Genomic DNA, 24,997 nt, shown 5'->3' on the forward strand with positions numbered 1-24,997 from the left:
GACTGATCATGCTCCCGGTCTCAAGTTGATCTCGCTAATTCCAGAGAAACAGATCCTGTCCGGTGTTCAGCGAATCTTGTTGTCTTCGGTCAGCATCGCGGCTTTCGGTGGTTTGGTGACCATTTTCATCGCCCTTTTGGTCGTTACCGATGTGCGTCGCAAGTTCCACAAGTTCCTGAAACTTTTCGAGGCGATGAGCCAGGGCAACATCAAGGACAAACTATCCATTGAAGGGCATGACGAATTTGCAGAAGCTGCCGTTTCCTTCAACCGCTTGGTAAGCTACCTCCAGGAAGTGGCCCTTATTTGTGAAGGGATTGCCGTTGGGGACCTGGAACAGACCATTGAGAAGAAGGGGCCCACGGATATGTTGGGCAGCGCCATTTCAGAAATGACCCGCAAACTCAGGCAAGCAACAGAGAAACAGAACAAACAGGACTGGCTCAAAACGGGCCAGTCCGAGATCAGCAATCTGCTGCACGGGCAAACGCACATGGCGGCGCTGGCCGAGAGTGTCATCTCTTTTCTGGCCGGGTACATGGAAGCCCAGGTCGGTGTGCTTTATGTGGTCCAAAAAGGTCAATTTCTGGAAGTGATGGGAACATATGCCGGCGCATTTGACAGCAGTCGGGGCGGAAGGATCGAGTTCGGCCAGGGGTTGGTTGGCCAGGCAGCGCAGGAGAAAAAACGCATAACCGTTATGGATGTACCAGAGAACCATCTCCCCATCCAATACGGTCTGGGGCAATCCTCCCCCGCCGATATGCTGATCGTGCCCTTTATCTACGACGGGCAGGTTCAAGGCGTGATCGAGCTGGGAACCATCCACCGTTTTAAAGCCCGGGATATCGAGTTTGTGGAAACGGCAACCGAGAAAATTGCCATTGCCTTCCATACCGCCCGGTCACAGTGGCGGATGGAACGGCTGCTGAAAAAAACCCAAATCCAGGCTGATGAATTACAAAAGCAGCAATTCGAATTGCAGGCATCCAACACCGAACTGGAGCAGCAGGCCCGGCGTCTTCGTGAATCCGAATCCTGTTTGCAGAGCCAACAAAAGCGTCTGGAACGGACCAATGAAGACCTGAAGGACAAAAGCCAGGCGCTCGAAGCGCAGAAGGCCAAGGTTGAAGAGAAAAACAGAGAACTCGACCGGGCACGCCGGGTTATCGAACAAAAGGCCATCGATCTTGAAAAGACCAGCCAATACAAATCCGAATTCATGGCCAACATGTCTCACGAAATCCGTACGCCGATGAACGGGGTTATCGGTATGACCGGTCTTTTGCTGGATACCGACCTGACGCACCAGCAGCGACAGTATGCCGAGGTCATCCGTGACAGTGGCGATAACCTTCTGCGGGTGATCAACGATATCCTGGATTTTTCAAAAGTTGAGGCCGGGCGGTTGGACTTGGAAGAACTGGATTTTGACCTGCGCCTTGCCATGGAGGACATGGCCGAATCCCTGGCTGTCATTGCTCACGCAAAAGGGCTCGATCTGGTTTTTTATGCCGAGCCTGAAGTGCCGGCGCTGTTGAAGGGGGATCCCGGGAGACTGCGGCAAATCATTGTGAACCTGGTCAACAATGCCGTCAAATTTACAGAGCAGGGAGACATTTTTGTCCGTGCGGCTCTGGAATCCGAAGACGATCGTCAAGCCCGCATCCGCTTTACCGTCAAAGACACGGGAATCGGTATACCGGCGGAGAGGATCGGCATCCTCTTCGATTCCTTTTCCCAGGTTGACGCTTCGACCACACGCAAATATGGCGGAACCGGGCTGGGGTTGGCCATTTCCAAAAGGCTTGTTGAAGCGATGGGCGGCGAAATCGGCATAGAAAGCGAATTCGGCGTGGGGTCCACCTTCTGGTTTACCGTCGTTTTGAACAAGCAGCCACCTTCCGCATCGAAACCAAAGTGGACGATATCCAAAAATCTCAACAAAGAGCGGATTCTGATCGTAGATGACAACGAAAACAATCGCATGCTCCTGAAAGAATTGCTCGCTTCCTGGAATTGCCGGTTTGGTGAAGCACCTGGGGCACGTGAAGCTCTTGACGCGCTCCATCAGGCGGTTATGGATAGTGACCCCTATACCGTCGCTCTTCTCGATATGCAGATGCCCCACATGGATGGGGCCACGTTGGGAGAAAAGATCAAGGCCGATCCCAAGCTCAGCAATTTAACGCTGATTATGCTGACCTCTATCGGTCAACGCGGTGACGCAAACCGTATGAAAACAATCGGCTTCGCCGCCTACTTGACCAAGCCCATTAAAGCGTCCTGCCTTTACGACAGCATTGTCACCGCCATCACACCCGCGGATGGCGGTGCGGAAAGTCCGAACCGATTGATTACCAGGCACTCGGTAAATGAGGCGGTTAAACACAAAACCCATATCCTGGTGGCCGAGGACAATCTGATCAATCAAAAGGTGGTTCTTAACATACTGAAGAAATTAGGATATATTGCCGATGTCGTCAATAATGGGCTTGAGGCCGTGAAAGCGCTTGCAACAAAACCTTACGATTTGGTGCTGATGGATATCCAAATGCCGGAAATGGATGGGTTCGAAGCCACCGGTGTTATCCGTTCGGAAGACTCCCATGTTCTCAACCCCAATATACCCATTGTGGCACTGACGGCCCACGCCATGGAAGGATATCGTGAGAAATGTGTGCAGGCCGGCATGAACGACTACCTTACCAAACCCATTAATCCCGGGCAGCTATCAGAAAAAGTGGCAGAATGGGCCGGTAGGGAAAGATAAAAAATCGTCGACACGAAACAAATCCATACCGCCGCTATGGCTATCCCACAAAAACATTCCTCACCCCTGTGCATTGATTTTTGAGATTTTTTCCCCAGTAATAACAGGTGCATAGAAAATGTAAGGTAAGATTTTTCGTATAATGGACGCGGGGTCGGGATGACGGGCTAATGGTTTCCTAACATTGGCATGCCATTTTTCTGCCAAATATCCTGATGTGCATGCCGGTGTAACAACGGTGACCCGGTTCGTCTGTATCCATGCCGGCATAGTTTCAAACCAACCTGAAAAAGAGAGAATCGCGATGCCGGAATTCAATTTTCATTATCCCCTCGGTGGCCTGCTTGTCCTGATCGGATCGATCGGGTTGTTAAAGGGGCTTGATTTTCTTGCCGCCCAGAGTGTGAAGCGGCTGCTTGAAATGGCTGCACGCCCGCAGGGTGAATCGGGCCGGACCTGATCCAGGATTGTCAAACCGGCGCTAACAGAAATCTGACCCTTTGCTAATCAAACGGCAACGCGTCGTTGCGATCATGACGCCATGGTTCGAGGGTATTGTTTGGCCATGTGAGCTGAAGCTCCACCGGTTTCGGGTTTCGCCTGTGACCGTTTACATACTCATCCCACCTCAAGATGAACCGCGCTTTCCTTCATGCCCGCTCACCCCGGTCAATTCCACGAAGGACCGCGCGGATCATCTCTTTTAACAGGACTACTATTTCCTGAACGATGGCTGCGCAAACACGCCTGAAGGCAGCAGGAGGGAGAAAAAAGAAAAGGAGGTGATGCGATAGAAAGGCATTTTGGAGGGTGAGTTCTGTTTTTTGCTATTTAATAATTAATAATTCAATTCGGGGTTGATAGTCCTACTGGTTAACATTCAATGATGCAGAGGAAGGCAAAGATGAATTTGTTCAAAAATATGATGAAAATAGGCGTCGTGACCGCCTGTGTAACGACGATCAGCGCAACGGGCTGTTTTGCGCTCAATCCAAATGGCCACGGCTACGGTTTGCTTAAAAAAGCCCGTGAAATGGGCTACAAGAACGTCATCGTCATGATTCCCGATGGATGTGACGAAGCCGTCCAGACCGCGGCGCGCTGGTATAAAGGGGAAGATCTGCAAGTGGACAAGATGCAGAACGCGGCCGTGAAAATTCACATGGCCAATTCGGTGATCACCGGTTCGGCGGCGGCGGCCACGGCGTTTGCCACCAGCCATAAAACCACCGTCCGTTTCCTGGGCATCGGACCGCGCACCGATGACCTGCTCACCGGTTTCGAACCCACCGCCGAGCCCTATGCCCCGGTGGCCAGCATCCTGGAAGCCGCCAAGATGAAGGGCATGGCCACCGGTATCGCCGCGACATCCCGTGTCACCCATGCCACGCCGGCTGCTTTTGCCTGCCATATTGATGATCGTGGTGAGACCAACAAGATTATGGAGCATATTGTCTACGAAAATATCGATGTGGTCTTCGGTGGCGGCGCCCGTCACTTGATTCCCGAGGATGAGACCTACACGACCAGTTTCGGTGACTCCTGGGGCGGAAAACGCACCGATGGCGAGAACCTGATGGATGTGCTGACCGAACGCGGTTACCAGTTCGTGGACAGCAAGGAAGGGCTGGAAACCTTGACCTCGGGGAAAGTCTGGGGCCTTTTTGACGACAGCCACATGCAGCCGGACATCGACCGGCAGTACTTTGCCGAACATGAGCCTGCCCTGTCCGAAATGGTCGACAAGGCCATCGAACTGCTTTCCCAGGATAGAGACGGCTTCTTCTTGATGGTGGAGGGTTCCCAGGTGGACTGGGCCGGTCACAACAATGACCCCATCTACATGATTACCGATTTCATCGCCTTTGACGATGCGGTCAAGGTGGCCTGCGATTTTGCTGAAAAAGACGGTCAGACCCTGGTGCTGGCCTACCCGGACCACAACACCGGCGGTATGAAAATTGGCCATTACTACACCGACGTGGCTTACACGGAAACGACCATTGAAGACCTGGTCGATCCGCTGAAGGGCATGAAAATGAGCGCCAATGGTGTGGTGGCCATGATGGCTGAAGATACTGACGCGGAGCTGATCACTTCGGTATCTGAAAACTGGGGATTGACCATTACCCAGGATGACGTCGATGAAATTCGGGCCTATCAGGATGATATGGGACAAAGCTTGTCCTACTCCATGGCAGCCGTGCTGTCCAAGAATTACACCGTCATCGGCTGGACCACCCACGGCCACAACGGCGAAACCGTTCCGGTTTGGGTCTACGGTGACGACGCGCCGGTGGGCACCATCGACAACACCGATCTGGCCTTGATTGCCGCCGATGCCATGGGCGCTGATCTGGACCAAGTAACGCAAGATCTATACGTGGAAGTGTCCACGGTGTTCGACGATTACGAACTCGACGAAACCGATGCGGAAAATCCGGTACTCATCGTGAAGGGTGCCGAGATGCCCATCAGCAAAGACTACATGGTCTACAACGGCAAGACCATTCAGATGCCCGGGCTGACGGTATACGCACCGATGACCGGTAAGGTGTACATTTCCAAGCAAGCAGTAAATATGCTGCGCCGCCTGTAGTTTTTTAACCGCCGGCCACGCGTTGGTTAAACAAAAAGGGGGACGCCCTGAGTATTGGGCGCCCCCCTTTTTTGTTTTTTCCGGTTTTTCGATCGCTGCCTGGATTGCCCGGTTACGGCTTGAAACGGATCGGCAGAAGGATTTGGGTCTCGGCATTGTGTGGGCCGTAGGGATCGAAATCCATGAATTCGAAAACCCGCAATACCTTTTTGTCGAAAACCGGATCATCGAGCGTGCTGCGGGCAATGGAATAGGCCTCGATTTCACCGTTGAAATCCACGGTAAATTTCAATTCGATCATTCCTTTGCCCAGCTTGGGGTTCTCCTTCATCCGCTGCGCGTACAGCTCCCTGGCCCGGCAAATGGTGGGCCACAGGTTGGCGATGACATTCTTTTCCGGACGCGCCCCGGATATCTTCAGCCCCGAGATCGCCTCAGGTATGCTTTCCAGGCAGCTTTTGGGCGGTTCGGATTCCTTTTTCGATCCGCAGGCAAAAAGCAGCGATGCGACAATGACAACAACGACGGTTAGTTTGATTTTCACATTTCCTCCATTCTATGCGTTACCTTTTTTGCCAATCGCCTTATTTGATTTGTTCCGGGCGCCCCAGGTCGAGAACTAGTTTCTGTCCCGGCGGAACGTATAATGCGTCAACGGTGATGTCCGACCAGATTTTCCGGATCGAATCCTGAACCAGTTGCGCCTTCAGGATTTCACCATGTTGATCATATTCCGGCAGCAATTTTGTGAACCGGGCCGCCGCAGCCCGCGCCCGTTGAATGGTGGCGGTTTTTTCGCTTTTGGCTTCATCCCGCATCTGCCGGACGGTGCCGCCCACATCGCCTGCCAGCAGAATGTCCTTCGCCGCGCCGAAAGCGGCTTTCTCGGCGGCCCGGTCGCCTTTCTCAAGGGCCTGTTCATGGGCCTCGATCGCCTCCAACAAGTCCTGCCAGCCGCTTCCGGCAAGCTCGCTTAAGGTGGACACCCGCCGGCGGGAAGCCTTTTCGATGGACAGGGCCTTTTGGCTTTCGGCCTGATTGACCGCCTGGAAATCCCCCATCAAGATTTTAGGAACGGCGTATTGGCTGGCCGTCACCCCGGTAACGGTCAACCCCGCATGGAGTTGGTCGAGCCGGGTGGTAATCAAATGTTTGATGGCCGGGTTGTCGATTTTTCCGGCAACGAAATCCGCCACCTCGGTTTGCGCAATCACCCGTACTATGGCCGACTGGGCCACCCGGCGGATGATTTCTCCGGCCCGCTCCATGGAGCCCACGTGGCGTACGAAGTCCACCGCCGCCGCCCGAGAGCGGGCATCACCGCCGCCGTCCAATTTGTAGTGGACGATCCAGATTCCCTGAACGATGTTCTTATCCGCCGTCAACAGCGACCCGTGGACGCCGGGACGCAGCGACTCGGTTTCGGGCCGGTCGTCGATGGTCGATGCGAAGGTATCCGTTTCCGACCAGAAAGCATTGAAGACGGCCACTTTCCGGATGCCGGTGGGAATGCGGACGATGTTGTCCACCGGATAGGGGATTGCCAGATAAGGGCCGCCGGGCAGGCGTACGGCGGCATCCTTGTCGCCGACAATTCTGCCGAAGCGGGTTTGAACGGCAACCATCCCTTCCGGAATCCAATAGATATTGCTGAAGCAGAACATGATTGCCAGTACCACCATGAGGACCCGTAAAATACGAAACCCGACGCCCAGGGCGCGCGACAGGGAATCGAGGCTACTCACCGCCTCGGTGCCACCGGATGCCGTTACATTGTCCAAGTACGAGTTCGCCGGTCTATCTTTGGGTTGTGGATCGTTCACGGGCACGGATCGCTTTCCGTTATTTTTTTAGCAGATCAAAGGGTTCCGAATCGGTGTCCAGAACAAAGGTGGTATTGGTTTTGAGGCTCTTTTCGAGCGCCTCCAGCTTTCGCAGAAACAAGGCGAATTCCGGATCCTTGTTATACTCGGCATAATACTGTGCCGCTGCCGCATCCCCTTGGGCGCGGATGTTCTGGGCGACCCGGTCCGTGAATGCGATGATCCGCTGTTTGTCGCTGTTGGTTTCGGCGGTGATGCTTTGGGCAATGGCCTTGCCCTCGGATCGGGCATTTTGGGCAAACCGCTGGCGGGTCTGTTTCATGCGCGAAAAGACGGAACGCGTGATCCGCTCGGGCAAAAGAATGCGGCTGATGTCCATGTTGACCACCTCGATGCCGCAGGTGTGTTCGGCCAGATCCGATCGCATGCGCGCAAACAGGGCTTGCTGGACTTCGTCGAGCCGGAGTTTCTGGGGATCGGCGTTGGTCAGTTCATCGAAGGTGAAGCGGCTGATTTCGGCCTTGGTGGCGCGCAGACGTTCTTTCAAAAAGTCTTCGGCTTCCGCGTTGGAGCGGAACATGCGGTGAAACTGCAAGGGATCGTCGATGCGCCACACGGCAAACGCCTTGGCGATCACGACCTGGCGGTCCTTGGTTTCCTGCTGCTCCAGACGGTCTTCAAGCACGAAATCGCGTCTGTCCATGCGGTAGACCGTCTGGATGGGCCAAGGCCATTTCAGGTGCAGACCCGCCTGGTCTCCGTTTTGGTTGATCACCGACTGTTGGGTGGCCCGGCCGAAGGTGGTCACCAGCACGACCTCGTCGAAATTCACCTGGTAGGTGAACAGCATACCGAGAAAAAACGCCAGCAAAACCATGCCCAAGGAAATTTTCATGATTCGATTCATAGGTTCCGTGTTCTCGTTTTCTTCCCGCCGTTGGTTTTGTCATCCGAAGGCTTGGCGTTACTCGATACCGGTTTCATCCGGTATCGGGTCCAATTCCACCCATCCTTGCCCAACACCCATGCGAACAATGGTCTTGTCAATATTGCCGAGCAGGAAGACTTTCCTGTTTTTCGCCAGGCCCTTCTCCAGCGTTGAAAAATAGGTGTCGTAGCGGTAATTTCGGGGCGAGGCGTCATAGGCGCGCAGTTGCTGGGCAAAACGCTCGGTGGTCCCCCGTTCCCGGTTTTCCCGGGTGAAACGATAGGACCTGGCTTCCGTAAGACGTTGCGACACGGCTCCCCCGGCGTCTTGCAAAAGCGCGTCGTAGTCCTTCACCGCCGCTTTTTTCTGAAAATCGACCTGGTCGGCCAGGGCCGCCAGCCGGTCAAACGCTTTAACCGCGCCGGTGGTCTCCACCCGGGTTCGAATGGCGGTTTGACGCGCCTGCTGGATCCGGGTCTCCTTTTCCTGCATGGCGACCACCGTGGCTTCGAAATCACCGGCGACCTCCACCGGCGGGTGGGCGGCAGTGATGGCGACATGAATGATTTTGATGCCCAATTGGCGTCGGTCGCAGGCCTTTTGGACGGCATGTTGGATATCGTCGACCAAATCCAGGCGCGCCTCGGTAAAAAGGGCATCGATGTCGTAGCGGTAGATCAGTCGGGTCGCACCGGTTTCCGCTATTTTCCGTAGCAATACTTCCGGTACTGCGGAAGTGCGTACATAGTCGAGCAGATTGTCGATCACATACTGGAGGTGAACATCGGCGGCGGCCAAGGATACGGACGGTACCTTGAGGATGTCCTTTTTACGTGTCTGCGCATCCACGGCCCCGCAATTTCTATCCAGGGGAGATGAACAGATCAGGAGTTCGTCGATATTGATGCCGTGCATGTTGGTCCATAAAATGGGGACCCCTTTCCGGTAGACGCTCCCCCCCGTGCGGCCCGGTTTATGGGAACCCACATGGACGCTGCGGACGGCGCCGACGTTGTACCGCCGGACGGAAGAAAGGGGCCAGGGATATTTGACATGCAGGCCGGGGCCAAGCGGCTGCGGAGCGAGGCGTCCCAAGTATAGAACAACGGCCTGCTCATGGGGTTGAACGATCACGATGGCCGACAGGCCCCAAAGCGATCCGACCGTGATCAGTACCGTCGGCAAGACCAGGGACTGAACGACCTTGCCAAAGGATGTCCGCGCGATGTCGAAGCCGAAGATACCTTCCAGCATGGACGTGAAGGTCTGTCCGATCCGGTCCGGCCGGGACAGCCCTTCGAGCAGATAGAAATCGAAGGCCGGGCGTGGCAGGGCATGGATTTTTCGCGGCGAGAAGAGGCGCAGCCCCATGGAAAGCAGGATCTCCGCAGCCAACAGGGTATTGACCGCTACCGTCCCCCAACGGACGATACCCGTCAACCGGCCATATCCGAAATGGTCGCTGCAGGCTCCCGCCAGCAGTCCGATAAATAAAACGGTCATCAGGTTGACGATATTGCGCCCGGTTTTCAGCAAATGCCAGGTGTTGGTCCGCATCAGGGGGGTGATATAAACCGAAAACACAATCAACAGCAGGGTCGTGACCGCATAAACGGCAACCGGCAGCAGGTTGCCGGCATCGGCGGTCGCCATCGTGGATGGCGACGTACCCAGGCTTGCGCGAAGGCTTTGGGCGAGCAGCAGCGCCGCGCCCAGTTCCATGACGGGAACCGCCCAACGGGAATAAATCCGATGAATCCTGCGTGCGCGGTCGTTGCCCGGTGCAAGCGGGCTATTTTCCCCGGGAGCGGCCGAATGGCGGGATTCATGGGCCAGCAGCCAGTAGGAGAGCAGTAAATACGTCCAGGCGATTACACCGGTAAGGCACGGCCAGAGGGCATGCCAGGCGGTGGTACCTGGATCCATCCGTGAGATCCAGACCAGCAGGCCGGTCAGGATCAGGCTGGCGGCCAATCCCGTCAGGCTGTGGATGGCGCCGCGACCGAGCAGTTTTCCAGCATCGTTCATGACAGCTCCTCTCCCACGCGCAACAAACGCGCGGAGTTGAAAACGACAAACAAGGAGCTTGCGGTGTGCAGGACCGCCGCCAGTACCGGTGGAATGGATCCGGCGGCGCTGAGCCAGAACAGCACCAGGATGAAAAGCGTGCTGAAAGCGAGATTCTGGCGAATGGTGGCCACCACGCGGCGCGACAACGTGAATACGAAGGGAATTCGATCCAATTGGTCGTTCATCAAAACGATTCCTGCGGAGTGAATGGCCACATCGCTGCCTGCGGCGCCCATGGCAATGGAAACATCGCCGGCGGCCAAGGCCGGTGCGTCGTTGACGCCATCGCCCACCACGCCCACCATACAGCCCTGCTGGCGGGCCTCTTCCACGCGGGCCATTTTCTGGCCGGGCATGACCTCCGCTTCCACCTCGCAGGATAACTGCGCGGCGATTCTTTCCGCGGCTGACCGCCGGTCACCGGTCAGCATGACCACCTGACGCACCGCATGGGAGCGCAGCTTTTCGATAACGGCCCTGGCGTCCGGCCGGACCGTATCGGCCAAATGAAGGCTGCCGATCCAGCGGTTGTCCCGGGCGACGTGCAGACCGGTGGTGCCTTCATGTCCTACGGCCTCTAGGGTATGGTCGGGACACTGTTTTTCTATCCAGCGCCTGCGTCCGATGGCAATGCGACTGCCGTTGAGTTTCCCTTGGATGCCGAAACCGGGGGTTTCCTCCACATCGACCGCCGTCCGTGGATCGATCCGCCGCTTTCGGACTTCGGCCATTACCGCCTTGGCCACCGGATGGGACGAGTATTGTTCCAGGCCGGCGGCGAGAGCCACCAGCTCGTCTTCCTCCACCGCTTTGTTGACGTTGACGGCAACCACTTTCAGCCGGCCCGTGGTCAGCGTTCCGGTCTTGTCGAAAATCAGGGTGTCGACGCGGTTGGCCACCTCGAGAAAGTGAAGTTTCTTGACGATCACACCAAGCCGGGCGGCGGCACTCAAGGCGGCCACGAAGGCCGTCGGCGTGGAGAGGATGATCGTGCAGGGGCAGGCCACGATCAGCATGGCGATGGCCCGGTTGAGATCGTGGGTGAAAAACAGCACGATGGCGGCGCACATCAGAACGAGCGGTGTGTACCAGGAGACATAGCGGTTGGCCAGCCGTGCCGCGGGCGTGCGGTTGTTTTCGGCCTGGGCGATCAGGGTCTGGATTTTTGCAAGGGTGGTATCGTTTGTTTTCGCGGTAATACGGATGGTGAGCAATCCGGTTTGGTTGATCGTTCCTCCGAAAACCCGGTCGCCGGTTTTTTTATCGATGGGTAGGGATTCGCCGGTGATCGTGGCCTGGTCGACGGAGCTGATGCCTTCGATGACCGTGCCGTCGCCCGGAATTTGGTCTCCGGCCCGGACCCGGACCACGTCGCCGGTTTTAAGGGCTGTCGCTTCGACCTCCTCGAACCCTTTTTCCCGTTTCACCCACGCTTTTTGTGGGGCCAGCCGCAGCAGGGCCTCGAGATTCTTTCGGGCCCCTAGCTGGGACCGATATTCGATCAGTTGGGCGCTTACCAGGAAAAAAGCGATGAGCGCGGCGGTCTGATACTGGGTGCTTCCCAGGGAAACGACAAAGCTCAGTGCGGCCAATTCGTTCATTTCCAGGCGGTTGCGCCACAGATCCTTCAGTGCGTTAGTGACCAGCGGGCTGCCGAGAAGTATTGCCGCCGCCAGGGATACCATCGCCGAGAGTTCAACCTGGTCGAACACCAACCGGGCCAGATACGATACCCCCAGAAGCAGACCACCGAGAAGACAGGTCCCCAATGTCAGGCGGAAGTGATTCGGTTCCGCCTCCAGCATTTCCCGCACGAATCCGTGGGCCATATTCAAGGACCTTGAAGCAAACGAACAACCGGGTAAAACGGGTTCATCGAAACGCCTGTCGCTTCGACAGCAAAATTTTTAATATCCCAGATTATTGTGAGATTTACGTTAGATTTGTGTCAGGTTTATGTTTTGTCGTTGGTGAGCGCCATGGCGGAGACCGGTCGATGGAATAAGAAAGGCAGGGCCCATCCGGGCCCTGCCTTTGGTTGAACGTAGGGGGGTACGGTTATTTCCAGAAATAGTAGCGATGATGCCCACCCCAATGGGGCCAGCGTTTTTTCATATCGATCCGGTAAACCGTCGTGGTGCCGCTGACTTCGTTGGCCACGGCCAGCAGGTTGTCGCCGGTGGGGCTTTTGCGGGCCGGAATAAAGGTCAGTCCCTCGGGGGCCAGGTCACCGGCGGCTTCGATATCCTCGGCGCTGAAATCCCGGTTGTTGAGGTACTGGACGAACTCGGGGCTTCGGGGATCGGTGATGTCGTAAACCATGATGCCGCCGATGCGCTCCAGACCGAGGAACAGGTAGGTCCGGCCGTCGATTTCGCCCAGGGTCAACCCCTCGGGTTCCGGGCCCTTGTTGTCGCTGCGGTTGTCGAAAGAGTCGTTTTCGTCGTTGGTGCTGTTGAAGTCGAAGGGCAGGGCCGCGGCGGTGAGCTGTTCAAGCTGGTCGCCGCTGTCGAAGACCAGTTTCAGCCCTTTTTGGGTGGGCTTGAAAATGCTGAACGAACGGGCGCCGTAGGCGTACAGTTCTTCATACGTTCCGTCGCCGTCCAGATCTCCGAGGGTCGAGGTGACTTTCAATTTTCCCAGCCTGGTTTTATCCTGAATTGAATCGGCCTCGGGAAATGCTTCGGGATTCAAAACCAGGTCGCCCACTTCCGCTTCTTCCTCAAAGGTGTCATACTCGCGGGCATCGCCCTCGTTGGCCGTCACCAGATATGGCCCGCCCTTGTCGCCGTAGGCGGCGATGGCGTCCGGCTGAAACATGCCGAACAGGTTGTCGTAGTTGGCGATGTTGATAACGTCGTCCTTGTTGGAGGCGTCGAGGCCGTTGCCGGTCATGCCGTGGTCCTTGACGCCCAGGGGCAGCACCTCCGTGATGCGGTTACTTTTAAGATTCAAAACGGCCACGGCATTGTTCTCCTGGAGGGTCACCCAGGCCAGGGAGGAATCCTCGGCCACGGCGATGTACTCCGGCTCCAGGTCCTGGGCCACGCTGGCTCCGGGGCCGAAGATACGCACGCCGTCGGCCACCAGCTTGTCCTTGCAGTCATTGAATTTCTCGAAACCGGCAGTGTTGACCTTGGCCCGACGAACGCCGCGAGAGATGTCGATGATGGAAACCGAGCCTTCGGGATCTACGGAATAGTCATCGTTGGGCTCGCCCTCGTTGGCCACCAGGACCTTGCCGCCGTCGGGAGTGAAGGTCAGCATGTCGGGCAGGGAGCCGACCGTGACCTGGTTGAGGAAATTGCCCTCGGTGTCGAAAAAGGCAACCGTGCCGGGGTCCTGCTTGACCTCCGCTTCCACGGCCACGGCCACGATGCCGTCATTCACGGCCACGCTGTTGACGCCGCCTCCGTAGGGCGACAGGTCGATGGTGAAGACCTTGACCGGTGCGGCCGGGCTGGCGATGGAAAGCGCATCCACGGTGTTGGCGTCGGCATTGGAGACGAACAGGCACTGGGTTTTGGGATCGAAGGCCACGATCTCGGCGGCGCCTTCGTCAAACACGCCGCTGGCATAGGTGCCAAGCTTGCCCAGCGCGATCTTGGGATTGAGGGGGGTCAAGGCGCGATTGTCCGTGGGGGCCAGGTCGTTCCACAACGAGTAGAGCATTTGTCCCAGATATTGGGTGGTGGTATCCGCACTGCCCAGAAAACCATTGATCAGGGTCAATGTATCGTCATCAGGCTGTTCGTCGCCGGCGTAATGGGCGGCGAAGGCGTCGGCCACATAAGGCGCCAGATAAGCGGCCGTTTCAGAATCCAGTCCGTAGTCATAGATCAGGGAGTATTGGGCGATGCTCAGCAGTCCATCGTACAGAAAATCCTGGGCATACTCGGGAAAGGCTACCCCGCCGGTGTCGTAGTCGATTTCGGTGATATAACGGGTCTCCACCTGGGCGGCATTGCTGCCGTGCAGGGTGACGATGCGGTAGGGGCACGGCGCGGTCACCAGGGATCCGGTCTCGATATCGACCAGGACGGCATCGTCGCTGGAGCCGGTGGTCATGGTGATGTCGTTGGCGTGGTAATGCCCGGAGAAGTCCAGCTTCAGGCCGGCATCGGCCAGGGCTGCGGAAACGGTTTCATAGTCGTCGATGACATATTCGGAGAATGCATCGCTCTGACCGGTGTAGTGTTCCACCAGCCCGTGATGCTGGAAGGCGATCACCTGTTTGCCGGCCATCTTGGCGGCCCCGATTTGGGCCACGGCCCAATCGAGGGTCTCCTCGGAAAAGGCGCCGCTGGTTTCCGGAGAGTCGACATTGTCCTGGTACTTGCAGGAATCCAAAGAGAGCAGAACGATTCCCGGCACCGGCTCGACGGCATAGCTCAGGGACCCCGCATCGTGATCGGCCGCCTCGTCATAGCCAAAGGCGGCATAAATGGATGCGAATGCCTCGGGAGACACCTTGTCCACCTCGGTTTTCGTATCGCCGTCATAGGAATAGGCATGGGGGTTGTTGATGTCGTGGTTGCCCGGGCAGACAAATACGGGGATGCCGGCCGCTTCGATTTCGTCCAGATAGGCGGCGAACTTCTCGTGGCTGCTCAGGGCGCCGTCCTTGGTCAGGTCACCGGGGACGATGACGAAGTCAAGAGGGGTTTCGGCGTTGGCGGCGATGATTTGTTCCACCACGGCCTGCGCCAGGGCCTCGCTCTCCCGGATCAGCTTGCGGTCCTGGGCCAGGTAGGCCTCGAAGGCGGCGCCTTCGGTGCCCAGATCCGTGTCGTAAAAATGGGGGTCGGAAAAGACCGCGAATCGTGCGGTTTTGGCAATGGCAGATCCGGTAAAGGAAATGGTCAGCAGACAGACGGTCAACAATGCGAAGAAGATGAATTTGCTGATGGGGCGTTTTCTCACTTCTGTCTCCTTTTCTCAGGTTAACGGCTATTCACTTTCCAGGCGGCGGCCCTTCTTTTTGGAATGGCCAGGGGCGGCGATACATGCTTCGTAAATGGCCGCATCATCGTATCCGGCGACCAGCGGTCTGCAGTTGGGGCAGTACTTTCGCGGAGTGCCCCGTCCGGTCCACATCATAAATACGTTGTGATGGCTGGCGCACTTGGGGCAAACGCAGCTCACAAATGCCTTGCCGGTTTTAAACTGCTGCCTCTCATTGTTTTTATTGGGCTGCCAGCCTTTATCCTGAGCCGTTTTCCGTTTCCGGGCACTGATTCCCAGCCCGCCACCAATGGAATACATGGTTAATACTCCCTTTCTGTTAATGATCGTAAGATCGTATTTGTCCGGCAATCGACCAACCAAATGATTCCGGATGGGTTCGAATGAAAATGGAAATCATGGATGATGGTGATCCCCATGGTGAATCGATTATGGTGGATCTATTTAAAGAACAAGGGTTTGTATTAAATTAGGAGGGGGTTAGGATTTGATTAGGGCCCAGCCTGCGGTCTGCCGTACCGGCAAACCAACGGTCATTCCGTTATACCTATCAGACCTTGGAGCCCTTCGAGGAGCTGCGCCCGGCCAGTCGATGGGGAGCGCCACATCAGAAGCGGCTCAACGGTACGGGATACCCTTTCGGATTCGATAACGACGATTTGCCTCTCGGTGCCGGAATTATGGCCGTTGCCGATGCCCCACGGCGAAATGCGGCCCTCGGGGAACACGGCGGTGGCCGCCACCATGACCATGGCGGCCCCGCCTTACGGCCCGGCTGCCCACATGCACGGGGTGTCACGCCGTGGCAAGGCCGTCTGCGCTGGGATATTGGCACATGGGTGAAACGAAAATACGATGGGGTCGGTTCGGTAGAGATCGGGCCGGCGTTGCTTGACATCGAAGCGTGGTGTGGCTGTCGTGCCGCTGAAGGCAACCTAACCTAGGGGATTCCCGATTATGTTCGTTTATGCTTTTTTAATGTATCTGCAATAATGCCGATACATTGGTATGGTATTGGTATCTGTCGATTTTCGCCGGCCGAAATCCTACAAGATAGTTTCGATAAGCTGTTGCTTTTAAGGCGATCATTTCCCTACGATAAACTTTTCAAATCTTTACAGTCGGTCATTCAGACTAAAAAAAGTGGCGAGCGTTTATCACAACTTTTTGATTTGACTGTCGATGCAATTTTCGGTGGATTTGAAACCAATTCAGGGTGCGATCGCAGAAAATTTCCTGACATTGGCCCCTATACCGTCCTTTTTGACCCCAAAAACATCGATTTAAGCTCGGAAATTGACCCTGTTATTGACATAAGTCTTTGATATTAGGTTATCCTGCTTGGTCCGACCCCAAGCCCCTAACTTTTTTAATGTATCTGCAATAATGCCGATACATTGGTATGGTATTGGTATCTGTCGATTTTCGCCGGCCGAAATCCTACAAGATAGTTTCGATAAGCTGTTGCTTTTAAGGCGATCATTTCCCTACGATAAACTTTTCAAATCTTTACAGTCGGTCATTCAGACTAAAAAAAGTGGCGAGCGTTTATCACAACTTTTTGATTTGACTGTCGATGCAATTTTCGGTGGATTTGAAACCAATTCAGGGTGCGATCGCAGAAAATTTCCTGACATTGGCCCCTATACCGTCCTTTTTGACCCCAAAAACATCGATTTAAGCTTGCTAAGGCAAAAATAGTGTAACGCTTCCCGTTCTGTTTATTCAGGCCCCGTTTAAAAAATATCCCAAATATATTAATGCGTTAGTGATCATTGGCTGCCTTTAGGACGTTGCAAAATAATGTAACTTTTTCATCGTATTTCAGGCCTTGAAGCATCTTATGCCGCTGCGCGTTAGCGGTTAATAGAGAAACGATGCAATAACAATCGACTTTACGAGAGTTAAAAAAAGTTACGATGTGGGATTTAGATTAACAGGTCTTGGGAGAAAGCTGATTCGCCGCAGAGTGAGGGAAGAGATTGTTTTTTGGAGCCTACATGGGATGAAGATTGGCGAGAAAGTCGACCGCCAGATTTAAATCGACGAAGCTATGGCCCAGTTCTTTGGCCTTGTCGCGGCAATCCGTGCAAATTTCCTTGAATTTTCTCATATCGCCCCTGGTGGCCACATAAATCTGTTCGATGGCTTCAGATTCAAAATCCTTGTATTCCAGGATGAAATCCTCGACTACGATGGGATACAGAATCAAGGTTTTCAATCGGCTGAGGATATCCGGATGCTGGCTGGTCAAATATGTCCTCACCTTTGGCAGTCCGGCCAAAACGATGGGCACGTGCGCGTCCATGATTCGTTTCAGGTAGGGCCAAACCCTTTTTTCGATGTCATTGGCCTCGTCGATGATGATGTAATAATCGGTCAGATTGCGGATCAGCTTCAAATGATGGGGCGTGCGCCGATAAGTGGCCACCGCCTCGTAGTTCAACCCTTGAAGGATGGAGGCCAACATTTCATGCACATTGAAAAGCGACTCCACCCATACGCCTTGAAGTTTTTTGGGTTTGAGCAGTTCGAGGAAACGAGTTTTTCCGACACCATATTCGCCCTCGATCAATACGCTCTGTCCCCGGTAGATCCGGTTGTATACCGCGGATAGATAGGAGACCCGGCGCTTATCGTTTATAAAACTTTGTTTTCGCTGCATGAGGCATACGGGGCCAAAGGGTTGTTTGACAATTGTCTTTCGCAATCCAAAATGAACGCATTGAAAAGCGCCTTGCCGGTGATGGTTTCAGGCTGGCGTAGTTTGATCGCGTAAGCGATATATCGTTTCCGGTGTTGCCGATAGATTGTTTGGGCGGCATCGAGGGTCAAACCCCGAAGATGGATGTCAATCAGTCGTGGCCTGTCCACCGCCATCTTTTTCTCCTGCAGAAAAGCGCTGATCAATTCAACCGCGTTGGGTTCGGTGCCTGCCTTTTTGACCGGCTTTTCGTAAGGTTCCCGGCGCAGCGCTTCACCCAGCAGGATACCGTTTTCCTTATGCTCGAAGATAAACAGCTTGTCGCCAAGATCGGAGATATACACCTTGGTGCTCTTGTGGCGGCTGAAGTGTTGCGCGCCAACGGCCACATAGTAGGTCTGCTTTTTGAAAGTAATGATGCCTTTCGCCCCCACGGTGGCGTTGATCTTGTCATAGCCGTATTTGACGAAATGGCGTACGTCATCCGCACTGAACGTTATCCACTCGTATTGGGCAAGACCGTCGTCAAACTTCTCCTTGGGCACCCAGGCCGATGTTTTACCGTTCACAGAATAATAGTGCTTTTGCTCATTGTGCTGCCGGCGATAGGCTTCGAGTAAACCACTCTGGCGCAGCGTTGCAAGATCGATGTCGAGATAGGTGATGGTAATTTTTCCTTTTTTGCCCTTTTTGTAGATATAGCCCGGTTCTGTCTTAACGATGCGGTCTTCAAAGTGCTTGATGATCCGCATTTCAAAATGATGGATGCTGCGATGGGATGATTCCAGATGTGCTTTGTCCTTGGGCGCATGGATGCGTGAGAAGTTTGGTTGCAGATAAAATCCGCCTGGCAATGAAAATTTGATGTTCAGTTCGTTGATGGGGCGTTTCAGGTTGACAAAACCCTTTGCATTGTCCGGTCTCAGCCGTATCTTTTTTTGCGGAAAGGGGGTGCTCACCAAAAATTTCTCGAACAGGTCCACCGAATTTAGACTGCTTTCGGAAAAATAGGCGTCAAGCACAAGCATGTTGCGCGATCCGGTGTCAAAAAACTCGATCACCTGGGGCTTGGCCCAAACGCCGTCGTCCGATCGAATCTTGAAATAGCGAAACCTGCATCCGTCCATTTGAATCAAATCGAAGACCGGTTCGTCCTTAAAGCAGACGCTGGGATCGTTCTTTTCCTCGAAGTCTGGTTTTTCCAAATAGACCTTGAGGTTGGCTTGCCTGGCAAAACGCCTTAAAGCGCTAAGTGAGATGCTACGTTCGAACTCTTGTTCGAGCCAGGCGTGGTAATTTTTGATGGTTCGTCCATGGCGGGTGATAAATACAAAACGATCGTCCGATGGATCGCTGGAAGCCTTGACCATCTCGATGAAGCGGTTTTGGATTTTTTCGGTCAAGACCCGGCGCCGGCCGCTGCACTTTCTGCCTTCCATGATGCCTTGGCCGGCAAGCAGCAGCGGTTTGGGAATGACGCCGGTCTTACGGTATTGATCCATGTAATATTTTTTGGCCCTGCGTTTGGCGCTGCCGGTTTTGTCCATGATCTTTTTGTGCAGCAAGATCAGGAAACGGTCGTCCATGGGCAGTTGTTCAAAGTCTTTGTCTTTCATGACGAATGATTTTCTCTTTCATCACTTTCAGCCAGAATAAGGCCGCTTGTCTGGATGTCGTTTGCCAATCATCGTTTTGCGCCGACCGAATCTGTTCCAGCATGGCCATCACGGCCGTTTTATAGTCTGCGCTGATGATATCGACCACAGACGCATTCTTTTTTTTGACATGCTTGGCCTTTAGGGTTTGATGGGCGTACTTTCTAATATTCTTAGCCGTGAGCGCCATGCCGGATGCGATAAATGCACGCCAGATCTTGCGTTGATCCTCTTTTGTAAAACGCGTTAGAATCCTGGCCTGGTATTCATTCTCCGGAAGGATGCCGTCGCCAATTGGAGACAAATTGTCGATGACATTGGCGGCCTTAATCAGACGATATGCCTGGGATCGGGCCATATCCCACCGGTCCTTGACATAGCCTTCAAACGAATCGAACAGCAAATCTCGAAACAATTGATCGTCTCGAATCTGCTTTAATGCCTTACCGGTTTGGTGAAAATGGTGTTGATTGGCAGCGATGATCTCCTCCAATTGGGTGAGTCGGTTGTTGGCCATCTGTTCACCCGATGCTCATCCGTTTCCCGATATCGCCAAGCAGTTGATTCAATTCCAACCGTTGGTCCGTTAAAGGATCCGGTCTGTTTGGTACAAGGGTTTGCAAATATTTGACACTGTCAACGAATCCAAGGCCTTTCACGGTCATGACCAAATCAATCGGGTTGAAGTTTTTCTCGCAAAGAAAGCACCTGGCGAGATTGGTCTTGGGGTTGGTCGCGGTTTGAAATTCATTGCATAGCGGGCATAGAAAACGAAAAATGCCTTCGATCACTTTAGATGGGATATGAAGCTGTTCTTTGATCAGCCAGTCAACCGGGATCCGATTGCGCAGTTGAAACAGTTCTCCCCCTGTAAACCGTCGTCTCATGATATTGGCCTCCTTATCTGCGTAAAAAATCCTGAAAAAGATTTCATCCATAACCACGGCGTGGAAAATGGCTCACAATTTCACCCGGCCGACCGCAAAAATGGCAGCGGCATCGAAAACCGAGGCGAAAAGGTACCGAAATTTCGATCTGTGGTGGCAACATAACCCGTTTAAAAGGGCTTGTTGAAGTATGATCATCCATGTTTTTTCTACGTGGATCGATTTCACGATGCCGACGACGGTTTTCGGCAAGACGGTGGGCTTTTTTACCTTTATCGGTTTTACGGTAGCGTCGCTGCGCTTTTCGACGGGACTGGAGACGACCGGCGATGCGGCATGCATCGCAACAATAAGCATGCCCACGAAAGCAGCACCGGCACACACAAAAAACGGTGTTGCACCAACGACAGGATATTTGGATCAGCTTTACCATCCGGCCTTGAAAGTGGCCGGAGTTTAAAGTAATTTACTTAATGAACATCCGGCCTTGATACGGAGTTCACCCTGAAAGCCCGGAAGTGATGGTTCCGGGCTTTCTCCTCATTTTCTTGGACCATGACAATACCCACTTTACAACCTACAAAAACTTTTTGGTAAAAACGATTGCCGGCGGGAGCTATTGCGGCGGGGTAGCGTGGTAGGTTTATTGATTTTTGGGGCGGGGTCTCGCTGCGGGATAGTAGAACCAACCGTTACACTTTTGCCGCATAGGCGGGGTAGGCCGTTACACTATTTTTGCCTTAGCATAAGCTCGGAAATTGACCCTGTTATTGACATAAGTCTTTGATATTAGGTTATTCTGCTTGGTCCGACCCCAAGCCCCTCTAAACATAAGTCTTTGATATTAGGTTATTCTGCTTGGTCCGACCCCAAGCCCCTCTAATCAAGCGTGAAATCCTGGAATTGATCCACGGCAAAAAACAACATGGGGTCCTGGTCATCGATGAAGCCTCGTTGCTTCGGCTTGAAGTGTTCGTGGAGTTGCATACCCTTTGTCAGTTCGAAATGGACTCCAAGCCCTATCTTCCCATCGTGCTGGCCGGGCAAACCCATTTAATCGACAACCTGCGGTATCCGGGGTGTTTGCCACTGGCATCGCGAGTAGTGGCAAAAAGCCATTTTATCGGTGCGAAAAAAGAGCAGATGCAAGCCTATCTCAGGCACCATCTGACCATTGCCGGGATCGACCGGATGCTGTTCGAAGACGATGCCATTACGGCCATCCATCAAGGGTCGGGCGGCATCTTCAGAAAAGCCAATCACCTGGCTCGAGGAGCCTTGGTGGCCGCGGCAATGAGTCACGATAAAACGGTTAACGCGGAACATGTCCGGCTCGCTGCATCCGAAATATTTTAAGAAAGGAGTCAATATGCCATCCCATCCGACCGCCGAAGATATCCGGCAACAACTGGAAGCCCTGGTATTGGCCGCCATTTTAAATGTGCTCAACCGCTTAACTGATGAATTGTCTGTGGTAAGCCAGCAAAAGAAGATGAAATTTTAATCCGTGTGGATACGGTTTGCCCGGTGAAACGGAGATAGGCTCTGCTGGGGAGCAACCTATCAAGGGATAGCCGGGTGCAGGAGGCATTGAATAATGCCGTGAGGGGAACAGCAGACCACACTTGCTGTTCCCCTCATTATTCAAGCCTTCCTGCCCATGCCTTAAAAAACCCAATCTAATCGACGCGCGTAGCGCATCCTTCAGTCATCAATTTACGGGACTTCCACCAACTGGGGAAATGCGAGAATAACTCTTCCAATCAATCAGAGAATCTGGAAAACGCTTCAATTTAATCTGAAAATTTCGTTCCATTTATTGCGGGAATCAACACCGAAGAACTGTTACAGGCTTTTTACCTCAATACATGATGGCTCTCTGCTGACCGCTAATAAGAAAGACACCTCCCTTCCATAGCTACCATCGCTGTGGAATAATAGAGTAACATGTCAAAAAAATAGGAGGTGCCATATGAAAACCTACGCTGGGATAGATCTTCATTCAAGTAATAGTTTCATCGGGGTAATCAACCAGAATGACGAAAAGCTACACAGTCGGCGTCATTACAACAATCTCAAGGAGATTTTGAAGGTGCTCAGAAAGTATAAAAAAAGCCTTCAAGGAGTTGTCGTCGAATCAACTTATAACTGGTATTGGCTGGTCGATGGATTGATGGAGCAAGAATACAAGGTCCACTTGGCCAACCCAACAGCCATACAGCAATACAAGGGTTTGAAAAACCGGGATGACAAATATGATGCGTTTTGGCTTGCGCACCTGCTCAGACTTGGCATCCTCCCACAAGGCTACATCTACCCCAAATCATTACGGCCAGTAAGAGATCTATTTCGGAGAAGGACATTGTTCGTAAAACAACGGACAGCTCAAACTCTTAGCCTACAAAGTATGATTGCTCGTAATCGGGGAATAGAGCATAGCGCCAGCGTCATAGTTCATCTTGATGACGAATCCTACGAGGAAATGTTTGACTGCCCTAATCTGGTATCCACGGCCTTGCACCAGATTGGAACCATCCGTTTTCTGGAAAAACAAATCAAAGAAATCGAAGCGGAGGTGGAGACCGTGGTTGAGTTGGATAACGCCTATAGAGGTTTGCTCACCATCCCCGGTATTGGAAAGATTTTGGCGATGACCATCATGCTTGAGGTTGGAGATATAAGACGTTTTGAGAAAGTCGGGAACTACTCATCGTATTGCCGTTGCGTAAAGGCACAAAGCACGTCAAACGGCAAAAAGAAAAGCAATAACAATCGTAAGAACGGCAATCGCTATCTGTCCTGGGCTTATGTGGAAGCCGCTAATCACAACAAGAGAAGTTGCCCTCTGGCACGAAAGTTTATCGAACGCAAAACGGCTGAGAAAAACTACACGGTGGCTATCAAGGCCCTTGCCAACAAGCTGAGTAAAGCATCATATTTTATCATGAGAGATCAAACAATTTACGATCCATCGTTGTTGTTTGGGTAAGATTTGGTTACGGCAGCAAACCACGAATAGGGTCTGGTACAATCCATATGGTCTGATTGGTACTGCCGTATCCTGCTTGTTTTCGATTCGTCCGCCCATGCCGTGAACCAAGGTAGGGTTGGCTTCAAGCCACTGGTCTGTGAAACATCATTTGGAATCGGCATGGTACCGAAGGTCTTCTGGGGCTCTTTGAGCCAGGGATGGCATAGACCATCTTGATCCCGATGGGTGACTGGTGCGGATCGACCACAATCGATCTAACCGACCAAATTGAAGCTACGGGCGCGGAAGAAGGGAAACAGCGAAAACGTCGTTTAAACAGCATTTTATTGGCCAAGCGAAAAAAGCCTGTTTTTTTCGTACGGGAAGGTGTTTTTTTACTTGACCCGCACTTTAATGGGCGACCCACGGATGACCCTATCCTCGATAGCAGTGGGAACAAATTTGAGCAACGGGCCGCTGATATGCTGAGTCAACGGGGGGGATATCGGGGACGTTCGTCGGATTTCCGGGGGATATCGGGGACGTTCGTCGGATTTCCGGTTTACAATTTTAGATCTGCCTGCTAAACGGTTACTATGCCACGGAAATCCCGCATAGACGCCCCCGGAGCGCTGCAGCACATCATTTTAAGGGGGATCAATCGCAGAAAGATCTTCTTCGACGATTTTGACCGGGATGATTTTTTGGATCGGCTTGGAGGTATCCTGGCCGATAGCAAAACACCATGTTATGCGTGGGCATTGATGACAAATCACACCCACCTGTTATTGAGGACTGGAACCGTTCCTATCGCCACGGTGATGCGCAGACTGTTGACCGGTTACGCGGTGAGTTTTAACCGGCGACATCGGCGATCTGGACACTTGTTTCAGAATCGCTACAAGTCGATTTTGTGCGAGGAAGATCCCTACCTATTGGAACTGGTGCGCTATATTCACCTCAATCCTTTGCGGGCCGGCATTGTCGATGAAATAAAAGCATTGAATATCTACCCTTACTGTGGTCATAGCGTGATAATGGGCAACGTCATCCATGGATTTCATAATATCGATTACGTATTGAATCTTTTTGGCGAAACGATTGAGCAGGCCAGAAGACACTATCTGGAATTCGTAAAGAAGGGGATCTCGCAAGGCCGCCGACCCGATTTAACAGGAGGCGGATTGGTGCGAAGCGCCGGAGGATGGGCCGCATTAAGAACCATGCGTAAAGGCGAAAGCCGGATAAAGGGAGATGAGCGCATCCTAGGCCAGGGAGATTTCGTCGATAGCGTATTGCAAGCCGCCCAGGAGAATTTGGACCGTAAATATATGCTCCTGGCTCGAGGATACGATTTTCAATGGTTGGTAGAGCGGGTGACCGGCTTGTTCGGCCTCACGTCAAAGGAGCTGTTGACTGGTGGAAAACAACGCAAAACGGTAACGGCGCGCAGCGTGTTGTGCTATTGGGCGACGCGGGAACTTGGGATGAGCGCGGTGGCGATATCAAAACGACTGAACATCGCTGCCTCAACGGCTAGCGAGTCCGCGGCAAGGGGCCTGCGGATTGTCGAAGAGCAAGGGTTTAAACTTTCAGATGAGGTTATCTGATAATCCGTAAAA

At 53.4% G+C, this 24,997-nt stretch carries 21 protein-coding genes; 10 read left to right on the forward strand and 11 right to left on the reverse strand.

Translation table 11 applies throughout. The annotated features are described in order from the left end of the window. The first annotated feature begins 115 nt into the window (after positions 1-115). From GN112_RS31140 to GN112_RS31150, 3 genes are all read left to right on the forward strand, one after another. Positions 116-2,773 carry a response regulator gene (locus GN112_RS31140; RefSeq protein WP_155313709.1) on the forward strand — a complete coding sequence of 886 codons (2,658 nt, stop codon included), beginning with the start codon at positions 116-118 and terminating at the stop codon, positions 2,771-2,773. Between the two features lie 184 nt (positions 2,774-2,957). Further along, positions 2,958-3,233 (forward strand): hypothetical protein, encoded by a 276-nt coding sequence (locus tag GN112_RS31145; protein ID WP_155313710.1) that lies wholly within the window; start codon positions 2,958-2,960, stop codon positions 3,231-3,233. A 444-nt stretch (positions 3,234-3,677) separates the two neighbouring features. Further along, a complete protein-coding gene (locus GN112_RS31150) occupies positions 3,678-5,372 on the forward strand; it encodes an alkaline phosphatase (protein ID WP_162459201.1) in 1,695 nt (564 codons plus the stop codon). A gap of 112 nt (positions 5,373-5,484) precedes the next feature. Here GN112_RS31150 and GN112_RS31155 read toward each other — a convergent pair whose 3' ends face one another. The 7 genes from GN112_RS31155 to GN112_RS31185 form a co-directional block, all read right to left on the reverse strand. Next, the gene (locus GN112_RS31155) at positions 5,485-5,916 is read right to left on the reverse strand and encodes an energy transducer TonB family protein (RefSeq protein ID WP_155313712.1); all 432 of its coding nucleotides are present in this window, start codon (positions 5,914-5,916) and stop codon (positions 5,485-5,487) included. Between the two features lie 40 nt (positions 5,917-5,956). Continuing rightward, complete coding sequence (locus GN112_RS31160; protein ID WP_155313713.1) at positions 5,957-7,195, reverse strand: SPFH domain-containing protein; 1,239 nt, start codon at positions 7,193-7,195, stop codon at positions 5,957-5,959. Between the two features lie 19 nt (positions 7,196-7,214). Continuing rightward, the gene (locus GN112_RS31165) at positions 7,215-8,090 is read right to left on the reverse strand and encodes an SPFH domain-containing protein (RefSeq protein WP_162459202.1); all 876 of its coding nucleotides are present in this window, start codon (positions 8,088-8,090) and stop codon (positions 7,215-7,217) included. A 69-nt stretch (positions 8,091-8,159) separates the two neighbouring features. Beyond that, on the reverse strand, positions 8,160-10,151 hold the full coding sequence (locus tag GN112_RS31170) for an SPFH domain-containing protein (protein WP_155313715.1): 1,992 nt from the start codon (positions 10,149-10,151) through the stop codon (positions 8,160-8,162). Next, the gene (locus GN112_RS31175; protein ID WP_155313716.1) at positions 10,148-12,022 is read right to left on the reverse strand and encodes a heavy metal translocating P-type ATPase; all 1,875 of its coding nucleotides are present in this window, start codon (positions 12,020-12,022) and stop codon (positions 10,148-10,150) included. The genes GN112_RS31170 and GN112_RS31175 overlap by 4 nt, the downstream gene beginning before the upstream one ends. Before the next feature lie 229 nt (positions 12,023-12,251). After that, complete coding sequence (locus tag GN112_RS31180) at positions 12,252-15,116, reverse strand: choice-of-anchor I family protein (RefSeq protein WP_155313717.1); 2,865 nt, start codon at positions 15,114-15,116, stop codon at positions 12,252-12,254. A gap of 27 nt (positions 15,117-15,143) precedes the next feature. Next, positions 15,144-15,458 (reverse strand): hypothetical protein, encoded by a 315-nt coding sequence (locus GN112_RS31185; protein WP_155313718.1) that lies wholly within the window; start codon positions 15,456-15,458, stop codon positions 15,144-15,146. A gap of 203 nt (positions 15,459-15,661) precedes the next feature. Between GN112_RS31185 and GN112_RS31190 the strand changes: the two genes are divergently transcribed. Both GN112_RS31190 and GN112_RS31195 read left to right on the forward strand, forming a co-directional pair. Then, a complete protein-coding gene (locus GN112_RS31190; RefSeq protein WP_155313719.1) occupies positions 15,662-16,102 on the forward strand; it encodes an HD domain-containing phosphohydrolase in 441 nt (146 codons plus the stop codon). 397 nt (positions 16,103-16,499) lie between these two features. After that, positions 16,500-16,859 (forward strand): hypothetical protein, encoded by a 360-nt coding sequence (locus GN112_RS31195; protein WP_155313720.1) that lies wholly within the window; start codon positions 16,500-16,502, stop codon positions 16,857-16,859. 295 nt (positions 16,860-17,154) lie between these two features. Here GN112_RS31195 and GN112_RS31200 read toward each other — a convergent pair whose 3' ends face one another. Genes GN112_RS31200 through GN112_RS31215 form a run of 4 tightly spaced genes read right to left on the reverse strand, consistent with a single transcriptional unit; the run spans position 17,155 to position 20,404 of the window. Beyond that, a complete protein-coding gene (locus GN112_RS31200) occupies positions 17,155-17,823 on the reverse strand; it encodes an AAA family ATPase (protein WP_155309036.1) in 669 nt (222 codons plus the stop codon). Beyond that, a complete protein-coding gene (locus tag GN112_RS31205; RefSeq protein WP_155309035.1) occupies positions 17,799-19,478 on the reverse strand; it encodes an integrase in 1,680 nt (559 codons plus the stop codon). The genes GN112_RS31200 and GN112_RS31205 overlap by 25 nt, the downstream gene beginning before the upstream one ends. Beyond that, positions 19,459-20,034, reverse strand: a complete 576-nt coding sequence (locus GN112_RS31210) for a plasmid partition family protein (RefSeq protein ID WP_155309688.1) — start codon at positions 20,032-20,034, stop codon at positions 19,459-19,461. Before GN112_RS31210 ends, GN112_RS31205 begins: the two co-directional genes overlap by 20 nt. 4 nt (positions 20,035-20,038) lie before the next feature. Then, the gene (locus GN112_RS31215) at positions 20,039-20,404 is read right to left on the reverse strand and encodes a hypothetical protein (RefSeq protein ID WP_197743251.1); all 366 of its coding nucleotides are present in this window, start codon (positions 20,402-20,404) and stop codon (positions 20,039-20,041) included. Positions 20,405-20,633: 229 nt separating this feature from the next. Between GN112_RS31215 and GN112_RS31220 the strand changes: the two genes are divergently transcribed. The 5 genes from GN112_RS31220 to GN112_RS35075 all read left to right on the forward strand — a co-directional run bounded on the left by GN112_RS31220 (position 20,634) and on the right by GN112_RS35075 (position 24,985). Continuing rightward, positions 20,634-20,864 (forward strand): hypothetical protein, encoded by a 231-nt coding sequence (locus GN112_RS31220; RefSeq protein ID WP_155309029.1) that lies wholly within the window; start codon positions 20,634-20,636, stop codon positions 20,862-20,864. Positions 20,865-21,262: 398 nt separating this feature from the next. Further along, positions 21,263-21,760 (forward strand): ExeA family protein, encoded by a 498-nt coding sequence (locus GN112_RS31225; RefSeq protein WP_155313721.1) that lies wholly within the window; start codon positions 21,263-21,265, stop codon positions 21,758-21,760. 13 nt (positions 21,761-21,773) lie between these two features. Then, entirely contained in the window at positions 21,774-21,908 is a 135-nt protein-coding gene (locus tag GN112_RS34990; protein ID WP_269434960.1) for a hypothetical protein, read from the forward strand. Between the two features lie 468 nt (positions 21,909-22,376). Next, entirely contained in the window at positions 22,377-23,393 is a 1,017-nt protein-coding gene (locus GN112_RS31230) for an IS110 family RNA-guided transposase (RefSeq protein ID WP_155313722.1), read from the forward strand. Positions 23,394-23,971: 578 nt separating this feature from the next. After that, entirely contained in the window at positions 23,972-24,985 is a 1,014-nt protein-coding gene (locus GN112_RS35075) for a transposase (RefSeq protein WP_155313723.1), read from the forward strand. Positions 24,986-24,997 lie beyond the last annotated feature (12 nt).

Origin of the sequence: Desulfosarcina ovata subsp. ovata (genome assembly GCF_009689005.1) — a bacterium.
In the GTDB taxonomy this organism is placed as follows: domain Bacteria; phylum Desulfobacterota; class Desulfobacteria; order Desulfobacterales; family Desulfosarcinaceae; genus Desulfosarcina; species Desulfosarcina ovata.